Source organism: Bradyrhizobium uaiense (assembly GCF_010811875.1).
Lineage (GTDB): Bacteria > Pseudomonadota > Alphaproteobacteria > Rhizobiales > Xanthobacteraceae > Bradyrhizobium > Bradyrhizobium uaiense.
Genome location: NZ_VKHP01000833.1, coordinates 1 through 246 on the forward strand (window position 1 = coordinate 1; position 246 = coordinate 246).

1 pseudogene is annotated in these 246 nt (G+C 59.8%); it reads right to left on the reverse strand.

From position 1 onward, the window contains the following. Positions 1 to 120 precede the first annotated feature (120 nt). Positions 121 to 246 (reverse strand): annotated as a pseudogene (locus FNJ47_RS54275) (ABC transporter permease subunit); the annotation flags it as partial.

A 246-nucleotide genomic window follows, 5' to 3' on the forward strand; every position in this document is an offset into this window, starting at 1 on the left:
GCTGATCATCGGGATCGGCGTGTTGCTGTTCGGCGTGCCGGTGCTCGGCAGCCTCACATTGCTGGGGCTGCTGACCACCCTGTTCATCACCACCAACCTGTCGATCGGCTATACGTTCTCGACCATCACATATGGGATGATCTTGCCGAACATCACCTCGACCGGCTTGATCGGCATCGACAGCAGGCTTTCCATGGTGCCGCGCTCGATCTCCCGCGTGACCGACAGCGCGGTGAAGATCAGCAT